We start from the raw sequence: 9,994 nt of genomic DNA on the forward strand, positions 1-9,994 counted from the left end.
GGGGGATATTATGGAATTACAAGTAAAAACGAACAATTTAACCAAAGAACAAGTTGAGAACAAGTCGTATCGTCAATTGATTGAAACTGTGGAATTCAAGGATTTGCTTCAAAGGAAAAAAAGATTTATTGTCCCTGTCACTACTTTCTTTCTTGTTTTTTATTTTGTTTTACCAGTTTTAGCTGCTTACACAGATATATTAAACGGAGAAGCCTTTTTCAATATCACATGGGCTTGGGTATACGCACTTCTTCAATTTATTGTCGTTTGGGTCTTTGGTCTTGTATACTTAAAAAAGTCAGAAAAGTATGACAAGTTAGCCCAAAACATCTTAACTACATATCGAAAGGAGATTGAAGAATGAGCCCGTTATCTCTTACACTTTTTTTAGGTATTATTTTGTTAACGCTTACAATAACATACTATTCTTCTAAAAAAACAAATAACGCTAGCGACTTTTATACAGCTGGTGGCGGATTGACTGCATGGCAAAATGGACTAGCCGTAGCTGGTGATTTTATGTCCGCTGCTTCCTTCCTTGGGATTACTGGGGCAATTGCGCTAATTGGATTCGACGGCTTTTACATGAGCATTGGTAATCTAGTTGCGTTTCTCGTCTTGTTATACCTTGTTTCTGAGCCGCTTCGTAACCTTGGAAAATACACGCTTGCCGATATGATTTCCGCACGCTTTAAGTCAAAAAAGGTACGTGGGGTCGCAGCAGCGAACACTCTCGTCATTTCTATTTTTTATATGATTGCTCAGCTTGTCGGTGCAGGTGGATTGATAAAACTGCTACTCGGCATTGATTACGGTCTTTCTGTTCTTCTCGTCGGAATATTAATGACAATTTACGTTATTTTTGGTGGAATGAGAGCGACAAGCTGGGTTCAAATCACGAAAGCCGCACTTTTACTAGGCGGATCTACTATCTTAACGTTTATTGTATTTTCGCGCTTTAATTTTAATATCGCAGAAATGTTTCATCACGTTCAGACTGCAACACCGCTAGGAAATAACTTCTTAAATCCAGGTAATAAATACACAGATGGACTTGATATGATTTCACTTAATATGTCACTTGTCCTTGGTGCAGCAGGGCTACCGCATTTGCTTGTCCGCTTCTTTACTGTAAAAGATGCAGCGACAGCAAGAAAATCTGTTGTCTATTCAACTTGGTTTATTGGCGCATTTTTTATTATGACCATTTTCCTTGGATTCGGTGCTGCTTCTTTTGTCGGCTTTGACCGTATAGTTGAAGCAAACTCTGCCGGAAACATGGCCGCACCGCTTCTCGCATTAACCGTCGGCGGTGAATTTTTATTCGCTTTCGTTTCAGCCATTGCATTTGCTACTATTCTAGCAGTAGTATCTGGTCTAGTTTTAACGTCAGCATCCGCTTTCGCTCACGACATTTATGGAGAAATTATCAAAGACGGAAAAATGTCCGAAAAACAGCAAGTTCTTGTAGCTCGTATTGCTTCAGTTAGTGTAGCAGCTATTTCAATCGTGCTCGCATTGTTCGCACAATCGCTAAATGTTGCTTTCCTTTCAGTCCTTGCACTAGGTATCGCGGCTAGCGCCAACTTACCAGTCATTCTTTGCACAATTTACTGGAAACGCTTTAATGCAACTGGAGCAATCACCGGCATGTTGGTTGGGTTAATCAGCTCACTTGTATTAGTTATGCTTAGCCCTAATGTATGGAACCCGCAGCCTGGAGTAGGAATTTTCACAGGAGATCCAATCTTCACAATGAGCAATCCAACTATTTTTACTGTGCCACTTGGTTTTATCGGTGCATATTTAGGTACAGTATTGTCTAAAACAAAGACAGACGAAAGTACATTTGCGGAAGTACTATTCAAAGCAAACACTGGATATGGTATAAGCTCAGCAAAAAATCATTAAGAAAAGGAGATTCCTATGACTATTCAATTAGATGATCACGTCATTCACGAGTTACATTACGATGAAATTAAGCAAGTTTTAAAAGACGAGCCCTTCGCTTCTTTTCTCGGTATGAAGCTAACCAAACTCGGACTTGGCACAGCGGAAGCAGAATTAATTCCAGATGACCGCATGCTTAATGCGCACGGAACGGTTCACGGGGCAATTATCTTTTCACTTGCTGATTACGTATTTGCCGCGGCGAGTAACTCCTATGGTAAAACAGCCGTTGGCGTCACAACGAATGTTAACTTTATATCAGCCGGTAATCGTGGCGAGACTTTAACCGCAAAGGCAAAAGAAATAAAGAAAAACCACAAACTTGCTTGGTACAAAATCGATGTGCAAAATGAAAATGAATTAATCGCAACAATGGAAGCCATGGTATACCGAAAGAGTCATTATTTTGTTAACCAGGATAAATAAAGCTTTTTTAAATCGGACAAATCAATTGATTTGTCCGGTTTTTTTTTTTGATAAGAAAAGCGCCAGCGCCTTGATCAGCCTCAGGCATAGCATAAGGCACTCAGGAATAGAAGGTGTTCTTTGCCTTCAATTCCTGAGTGCCTAGGCGCTGGAGCTGGACACGAAAACTTAGTCAAAAAAATTTATACTTTCTTATCCTACGAAAAAGCCCCTTCAATTCTTCTGCTGTATATTAAAAATTTACAAATAATTATATTTTTTCAAATATTTTAATTATATTCTCCTGAAATTATATCATAAAGTGCTTGATTCTAAGCTAACCTGTTTAGAAAATATTAATACAAAAAAACGTTACTATTAAAAAGATGGCAGAGTTCTAATCTTTAAGTCTTAGACATATTGGGTGTACTCTTAATTTTTGGTTCGGGTGCAAAGTCCCTTGTATTGCTTTGAAAATTTTTGAACTCTATCTCTTCATTTAATAAGTTTTAATTTGTATAAAAAAAATGCTTTTTGCAGTAAACAATGCATATAAACAGATTTTTTAAACTATCGGATTAGCACTAATTCAAGGAACAACAAAAGGGACACATTCATTTTCGCTTCTAAACACGTTCGTAAACGTCAATTTTTTTCATTATTTTAATATAATTAAAATTCCGTTAGAATGATTGATTTCAGGACAACAATAAGAGGCTGTCCTCATAGCTATCAAGTTAAGAAAATAGCAAAAAAACATTACCTTTATTGATTTAATTCTCCGAAGGCAATATTTAATACCGTTTCACAAAAAAAACCCAAAAAATCCTGCTACTAAAAAAGCAGTCATTATCGGGCCTGCTTTGATTTGGTTATTTACTTATTAAAGCTCCCTGAATAAATTGGGTAATCCCTGCGAAATTATTTTTAGTGGTTCACTTGTTTTTTTAGCTAAACAAAGCATAATTCCACCCTCAATTGAAGCCGTCAGCATTAAAGAAATTGAATGAGCCTTTTCTTCTGAAAACCCATCTTCCACCAACTTATTCAAATAAATCTCTTGAATCCTTGTAAAAGAGAGAGCACAGGCATTTCTGACCGCTTCACTTAATGCTCCCATTTCACTAACGATGCTGCTAATTGTATAACCAATAATCATCCCTTCTTGCTCAAATTTAATGACCAATTTCTCGATCATCGCTTGTGTAGCTATTTGAGTAGTTGGATAATCCCGGAATATCTCTTTCATATGCGTTGTAATCGTTTCATCCAATGAATGAAGACAAGCGATAAGTAATTCTTCTTTTCCATTTGGAAAGTGGTGATAGAGCGAGCCTTTTGACATGTTACATTCTTTTAAGATTTCGTTTAATCCTACGCCTAAATATCCTTTTTTCTGGAAAAGAGTTGTCGCAATATCGATTATCAGCGATTTTGTATCCATTTTCATCGTACACCCCCTTCATACCAATCCTTCTTGCTACTATACCAAAGAAGAAAACAATTAAAAACCGCCAATTCCTCCTCCTTAAAACATTTGTTTTTGAAGAAGGGGTACTCTTGGCATAGTTGATAGAAATCGTTTTAAACAAGGATTGATATAATTGAGTTTGTTCTATCTTATCATTAATGACGTATTTTCAATTAAGGGTAAGACAATCACTCAGGTGTACGGATAACTAAAACATCACAATTAGCTGAACGTACGATTGCTTCAGATACAGAACCAATTAAGAAACGTTCAACCGCATTTAACCCCGTAGCACCACAGATAATTAACTCAGCCTCGACTAAGTTAGCAAGCTCTTTCGTGATGATATTTCGTGGAGATCCGTGTTCGATTACTACCTTTACGTTTTCAATACCTTCAACCTCAGCCTGCTCCTTGTAGCCATTTAAAAGTTCCTCTGATCGCTGCTGTGCACGCTCAACACTTGAAAGTTCGTAAGCTTCGAATGAACGAGTATCGATTACGTTTACTATGTTTAAGATTGAACCTTCGTTACGCTTCGCAACATCGATTGATTTACGAAATGCGTATTCAGCTTCTTTTGAACCGTCTACAGCCACTACAATATTTTTATAATGATTTGCCATCTGTCTAGTCTCCTTTTAACATAATTTGAAAGCTGTTTATCTCTAAAAAATGCTAGTAATGGAAATTCTACACTCTGTCTTGTACAAGTTCAGTTGCCTTCACAGGAGATGTTACTTTTACATCAGCTGGGACTGTTTTTTTCATAAATAAAGACAATACAAAATTAATGACCGATAATACTAAAGCGATTGTAAACACAAATGATGATCCCTCTGCTACCGCTTGTGGCAATTCACTTCCAGTTGCTAAGTAACTACCTTGTTTTGATGATAAAAGCGATACCATGACGGCAATACCAACCGCACCGGCTACTTGTTGGATCGTTTGAGTGATCGCAATTCCATCTGGATAATACTGTTTAGGAAGCGAATTTAACGTGTTTGTTTGTGTGGAAGCAAGCACTGCCCCGATACCTAGCATCATGACAATATGAGTGATTACAACCATCCATAATGCTGTCTCTGTACCAAATTGGGCATAGATTAAATAACTAATAGCTACTAAAATCGTTCCCGGTGTAATCACCGCTTTCGGACCATATTTGTCAAATAAACGACCAATGGTTGGAGCTAATACACAGTTCAGTAAGCTACCTGGTAAAAGGATAAGACCTGTTGTAAACGCGGCAATGACTAAAGCCATTTGCATATACATTGGTAAAATAACAAGCATTGATAACATACTGAAGAACGTGATAAAGCTCATAACGGCTCCAAGAATGAACATTGGATATTTAAATGCTCGTAAATTCAGCATAGGAGTCTCCATTTTCATTTGACGAATCGCAAAAAGAATGACTGCAATAAGTCCAACAATGATAGATCCAAGAACCGGTGCACTCGTCCAGCCGGCACCAGATACACTAAATCCGTACACAATACCACCGAATCCAATGGTTGAAAGAATAACCGATAAGGCATCAATTGAAACGTTACGTACTTCGTTCACATTCGGCAAAAACTTGATCCCAAAGATAAGAGAAAACAGTAAGAAAGGTGTGGTTAACCAGAAAATCCACTGCCATGATAAGGTGTCTAAAATAAGTCCTGCTAATGTTGGGCCTAATGCTGGACCAGCTAACATAACTAAGCCCATAATCCCCATAGCGGCACCACGTTTATGTGGTGGATAGATCGCAAAAATAACATTTTGTGTTAAAGGTAAATTAATCGCTAATCCTGCTGCTTGAATAACACGTCCCGTCAATACAAATCCAAATGTAGGTGATATTGCGGCTAAAATGGTCCCTATAAGGAGGAGTAGGACAGAAGTCAGAAACATTTGACGTGTGGTGAATTTTTGCATCAAAATACCTGTTACTGGTATTAAAATACCTAGTGTTAAGAAATAGCCTGTTGCTAACCACTGAATCGTTGTTGCATCAACACTAAATATTTGACTTAATTCTGTAAAAGCAATATTTAATGCCGTTTCACTAAAAAGTCCGACAAAGCCTGCGACTAAAAGAGCAGCCATTATCGGGCCTGTTTTGATTTGTTGTTTCGTTATCGATTCTGATTTAATTTGTGTATTCACTTATTCGAACTCCTTTAATAAATTTGGTAATCCCTGCGAAATAATTTTTAGTGGTTCACTTTTTTGGGTTAAACAAAGCATCATTCCACCCTCGATTGAAGCCGTCATTATATCCTTTCTGTTGAAAAAAATTTGTCGTGATTTCGATTATCAGCGATTTTCTATCCATTTCCGTGGCACACCCCACATACCAACCAGTCTGTTTAAATATATCAAAAAAATTTTCTATAATTCAAGATATTTTTTACAGAAATTTAAAAATGAGTGTTTTTGTTGTATTTGAAAGAGATATGATTGTCGAGTATACACAGGAAGGTAAAGTCATTACAAAACAGTGCGATGATTTCAAAAGAATCCAGCACCTTTTCCCTCATACAAACCTGCCTTTAACATATAATAAGACTAAATTATTAACGTCGTCCGAGCGGTTTATTTGAGATAAACTATAACCCTTGATAAAATAAATATACATTGGTAGTTCAATGTAACTATTTTTTTGCAGAAGTCATTCTCTATTCGTACTAATGGAATTTATAATAGATACACTAATTTAAGCAAAACACTATAAAGGAGTTATCAACATGACGAACCAAAACATAACACCATATGAAGCGATAGGTGAAAAAACTCTTTCGCGGCTTGTTGATTCCTTTTATGGAAAGGTACAAAAGCATCCTTTACTGTTTCCAATCTTTCCAGATGATTTAACGGAAACAGCACGAAAACAAAAGCAATTTTTGACGCAGTACTTAGGAGGACCTCAAGTTTACACTGAAGAACACGGACATCCTATGTTAAGAGCTAGACATCTTCCGTTTCCAATTACTCCAGCTAGAGCGAATGCATGGATTAGTTGCATGAAGGAAGCGATGAAGGAAGTTGAATTAGAGGATGAATTAAAGGATTTTCTTCTACATCGTCTTCAACTTACTGCGCATCATATGGTGAATACTGCAGATGTTGACAATGTACAGAAAGAGGTTAAAAACTATGATAAACAATCGTGAGAAAAAGGATACTTCCCTCTTTTTCTCTCATTGTAGTGGGCATCCAAAAAAGCCTTTAGAAATCTATATGTTCATCGACCCTCTCTGCCCTGAATGTTGGGCGTTAGAGCCCATTATTAAAAAACTACAAATTGAATATGGACGATTATTCACACTAAAGCATGTGATTAGTGGTCGCCTAGCAACATTGAATATCACGAAGAGAAAAAGGCCTGAAAAGCTTGCACAGGCTTGGGAAAAAACAGCTAGTCGAACCGGCATGTCATGTGATGGAAATGTATGGATGGAACTTTCCTTATCAACGCCATTTATTGCATCGCTAGCAATTAAATCTGCTGAACTACAAGGCAGAAAAGCAGGTCTTCGTTATTTACGTAAGTTACAAGAAATGCTATTCATCGAGAGCCAAAACATTTCAGATGAAGAAATGTTAATTTCAATCGCAGAAATTATTGGCTTGGACGTTTTAGAATTTAAAGTAGATCTCCATTCTCAAAGTGCATCAAATGCCTTACAATGTGATTTAAAAATCACATCAGAAATGGATGTACACGAAATACCGACACTTGCATTTTTCAGCCATGATGTAGATGAAGAGGGTATTAAAATAACAGGCTATTATTCTTATGATATGTACGTACATGTATTAAAGGAAATGATTGGTGAGGATATAAAACCATCACATACACCACCGTTAAAAATCTTTTTACAGCATTTCCAATTCGTTGCTTCCGCTGAAATTGCCACTGTCTATAATATGACGATTTCAGAGGTAGAAAAGGAATTAAAAAAACTTGTCCTTTCACAAACAGTTGAAAGAGTCCAAGCGAAGCACGGTACATTTTGGAGATATATCGGGGGAAGTAACTGCTAAGTGTACAAAGTTTAAAAGAAAAGCGGAAGTGCCTTGATCAGTCCCGACAGACATAAGACGCGCATGAATAGAAGGCGTACTTTGCCTTCTATTCATGCGTGGCTGTAGACCTAAGAAGGGCAGCTGGACTAATTCTCGAAGCCAAAACTTATAAATTCTGATATTATTATGAAAGGACTGACTCTATTTTTGGAGTCAGCCCTTTTACGTTATTTATTGATGTGTTGTGCTTCTTGGGCAAATGCACCTCACAAGCTAGCATTTTACGATAAATAAAAAGAATCCATTTTCAAAAAAATATTGATCAAAATGGATTCTTATCTAGCAAATTTAAGTTTTGGTTTTATAAAAAAGTTTAATCATTTTTCTACCTGTGTTGCTCCACGATCGCGCCAATTATGGAATAACTTTAATATGACCTCTACCTTAATACCAAGCAATTCATGTTGCATGATGGCACCCTTTTCTTGAATAATCAAGGAGCTCCCTCACAAATACATTGAACTACCCCCACCTAAAATTCTACCTAATTTTTGAGGAAGGGGATTCCTATAAAGGACTTACTAAGTGACTTAGTAGACCATTGCCCGTTCAACTAGGCAATGGGTTTTCTACTTTCTTTCTTAGACAAACCTTTTCCCACCAAGTCTGGGAGAGCCCCTGGAGGAAAAAGATCACTCATCGAGTAATGCTTGCTAGGAATAGAAAGTTCTATCTGATACAAACAATGGGTATGTACGTCAGATAGGCATCTTGAAACCCACTTCCATTGCGCCCAATGATGTAGACCTACTATCTTCTCTGGTAGTAGGGAATGCAACACTGGTGGAAGCTTTTCTTTGAATCCCATTACTCTTCTCGCAATGACATAAGAAGCTGCTTGGTGAATACTAATACCAAATCGCTTCATAGATTTGATTTTACCGATTTGACTTGTATAGGCCGGATTTACTTCACATACAGCCACACCCATTTTGTTCGCACGGTTTGTTATTGTTGAAATAAGCTTACGATAAGCAAACATGGACATTTTCTTATTCGCCTTTTTATTCCCGTATGGATTTGATCCTTTCGATTTCGTTGTGTTTAACTTTTCAATCACAATCGGTTTATTGAGTTTACCAGCTAAATCTACTAATCGTATCGCTTCTGCTTCAATCATTTTTGTTGCTTGACCCGATGATTTTCCCTCTAAATCGAACTCAAATACACCCGATTTAATCAATTGACCCTTCACATTCATGTTGGACCAGGCGATGTGGTCCACATTCAAATCCACACCAACTACACCATCAGATTTACTGTGGTTTATGTTTTCCTTTTCAGGAATATCCAATATGCATTTAAATATGTAATACTCACCGTGATCCTCAACAGACCAAGCAATTGCATCTCCATGTTCCTTTTTCAAATTAGATGGCTTATCTACTTGTGTTTGAATGACTTTTTCAACGTCTTCTTGCCCATAAGGAAAGACAAGATTCGGTATTTCAACTGCCACACCGTTTAGAGTGGTGAAATGGAGATTTTTTGCCTCTGAAACATACATAAAGACAAAATTCCCATACTTTGCGTCCTTACGACCACTAATTGTCATTTTACTGTAACGAGATTGTTCCCAATCCTCTAACCACAGTTCATGGTTATTTCGATAATGATGTAAGGTGTGCTGTCCTTTGAACAGCTTTTTGCCACCAAAAATCACACTTTTTTCATTATTTTTTAACGTTTTAAGTTGTTTCTGAAGTCGATCTAAACGGAATTCTAATCTACCTAAACGGTCCTTAAGAGCTTTTATTTGGACATCTAAATAGTGATGTTCAAATTGATATGCATGATAGTAAATATCCGTTTTCTTTTTGAACTCCACGACAAAAAAGTTTCCTTTTTGTTGTTCACAAGAGGTTTTATTGAAGGATGGTTTTCCTTTGATGAACGAGTGTTTGATTTTTGTTAAAGTGGTTACTCTACTCTTTGTCGATTTGATTTTCTTTTTGACGGATTTGATTTGTTCTTCTTTCGTAGAAATGTACATTTTCTTAAGTTCACTTTGAGATTTCATCAAAGCATTTGCTTCCTGAACAACTGAATTTGTGTAATAATCGTTCATTTCAAAACGATTTT

The 9,994-nt window shown here is 36.9% G+C and carries 9 protein-coding genes and 1 pseudogene; 6 read left to right on the top strand and 4 right to left on the bottom strand.

Translation table 11 applies throughout. The features are described from left to right. Positions 1-10: 10 nt before the first annotated feature. The 3 genes from K9V48_RS17000 to K9V48_RS17010 are packed head-to-tail and all read left to right on the top strand — an operon-like array spanning position 11 to position 2,376. Positions 11-364 carry a DUF485 domain-containing protein gene (locus K9V48_RS17000; RefSeq protein WP_224140219.1) on the top strand — a complete coding sequence of 118 codons (354 nt, stop codon included), beginning with the start codon at positions 11-13 and terminating at the stop codon, positions 362-364. After that, positions 361-1,911, top strand: coding sequence for a solute symporter family protein (locus tag K9V48_RS17005; RefSeq protein WP_224140221.1), 1,551 nt, complete (start codon positions 361-363; stop codon positions 1,909-1,911). Before K9V48_RS17000 ends, K9V48_RS17005 begins: the two co-directional genes overlap by 4 nt. A 15-nt stretch (positions 1,912-1,926) precedes the next feature. Beyond that, complete coding sequence (locus K9V48_RS17010) at positions 1,927-2,376, top strand: PaaI family thioesterase (RefSeq protein ID WP_224140222.1); 450 nt, start codon at positions 1,927-1,929, stop codon at positions 2,374-2,376. Between the two features lie 862 nt (positions 2,377-3,238). Here the strand turns inward: K9V48_RS17010 and K9V48_RS17015 are convergent. The 3 genes from K9V48_RS17015 to K9V48_RS17025 form a co-directional block, all read right to left on the bottom strand. Further along, a complete protein-coding gene (locus K9V48_RS17015; RefSeq protein WP_224140224.1) occupies positions 3,239-3,805 on the bottom strand; it encodes a TetR/AcrR family transcriptional regulator in 567 nt (188 codons plus the stop codon). A 209-nt stretch (positions 3,806-4,014) separates the two neighbouring features. Continuing rightward, on the bottom strand, positions 4,015-4,452 hold the full coding sequence (locus K9V48_RS17020; protein WP_224140225.1) for a universal stress protein: 438 nt from the start codon (positions 4,450-4,452) through the stop codon (positions 4,015-4,017). Between the two features lie 67 nt (positions 4,453-4,519). Beyond that, positions 4,520-5,929, bottom strand: coding sequence for a DHA2 family efflux MFS transporter permease subunit (locus K9V48_RS17025; RefSeq protein ID WP_224140233.1), 1,410 nt, complete (start codon positions 5,927-5,929; stop codon positions 4,520-4,522). A 320-nt stretch (positions 5,930-6,249) separates the two neighbouring features. On the opposite strand from K9V48_RS17025, the pseudogene K9V48_RS17030 reads away from it, so the two are divergent. The 3 genes and pseudogenes from K9V48_RS17030 to K9V48_RS17040 form a co-directional block, all read left to right on the top strand. Beyond that, positions 6,250-6,339 (top strand): annotated as a pseudogene (locus K9V48_RS17030) (recombinase family protein); the annotation flags it as partial. A 231-nt stretch (positions 6,340-6,570) separates the two neighbouring features. After that, positions 6,571-6,996, top strand: coding sequence for a globin domain-containing protein (locus K9V48_RS17035; RefSeq protein ID WP_224140227.1), 426 nt, complete (start codon positions 6,571-6,573; stop codon positions 6,994-6,996). Next, positions 6,980-7,870, top strand: a complete 891-nt coding sequence (locus tag K9V48_RS17040; RefSeq protein ID WP_224140229.1) for a ClpXP adapter SpxH family protein — start codon at positions 6,980-6,982, stop codon at positions 7,868-7,870. The genes K9V48_RS17035 and K9V48_RS17040 overlap by 17 nt, the downstream gene beginning before the upstream one ends. Before the next feature lie 595 nt (positions 7,871-8,465). On the opposite strand, the gene K9V48_RS17045 is transcribed toward K9V48_RS17040, so the two are convergent. Beyond that, a partial coding sequence (locus tag K9V48_RS17045; RefSeq protein ID WP_224140230.1) for an IS200/IS605 family accessory protein TnpB-related protein occupies positions 8,466-9,994 on the bottom strand: 1,529 nt, incomplete at its 5' end.

The organism is Metabacillus rhizolycopersici (assembly GCF_020075705.1).

Coding starts and splice junctions, on each gene's coding strand:
- K9V48_RS17000 (WP_224140219.1), top strand. CDS start 11: ATGGAATTACAAGTAAAAACGAACAATTTAACCAAAGAACAAGTTGAG.
- K9V48_RS17005 (WP_224140221.1), top strand. CDS start 361: ATGAGCCCGTTATCTCTTACACTTTTTTTAGGTATTATTTTGTTAACG.
- K9V48_RS17010 (WP_224140222.1), top strand. CDS start 1,927: ATGACTATTCAATTAGATGATCACGTCATTCACGAGTTACATTACGAT.
- K9V48_RS17015 (WP_224140224.1), bottom strand. CDS start 3,805: ATGAAAATGGATACAAAATCGCTGATAATCGATATTGCGACAACTCTT.
- K9V48_RS17020 (WP_224140225.1), bottom strand. CDS start 4,452: ATGGCAAATCATTATAAAAATATTGTAGTGGCTGTAGACGGTTCAAAA.
- K9V48_RS17025 (WP_224140233.1), bottom strand. CDS start 5,929: ATGGCTGCTCTTTTAGTCGCAGGCTTTGTCGGACTTTTTAGTGAAACG.
- K9V48_RS17035 (WP_224140227.1), top strand. CDS start 6,571: ATGACGAACCAAAACATAACACCATATGAAGCGATAGGTGAAAAAACT.
- K9V48_RS17040 (WP_224140229.1), top strand. CDS start 6,980: ATGATAAACAATCGTGAGAAAAAGGATACTTCCCTCTTTTTCTCTCAT.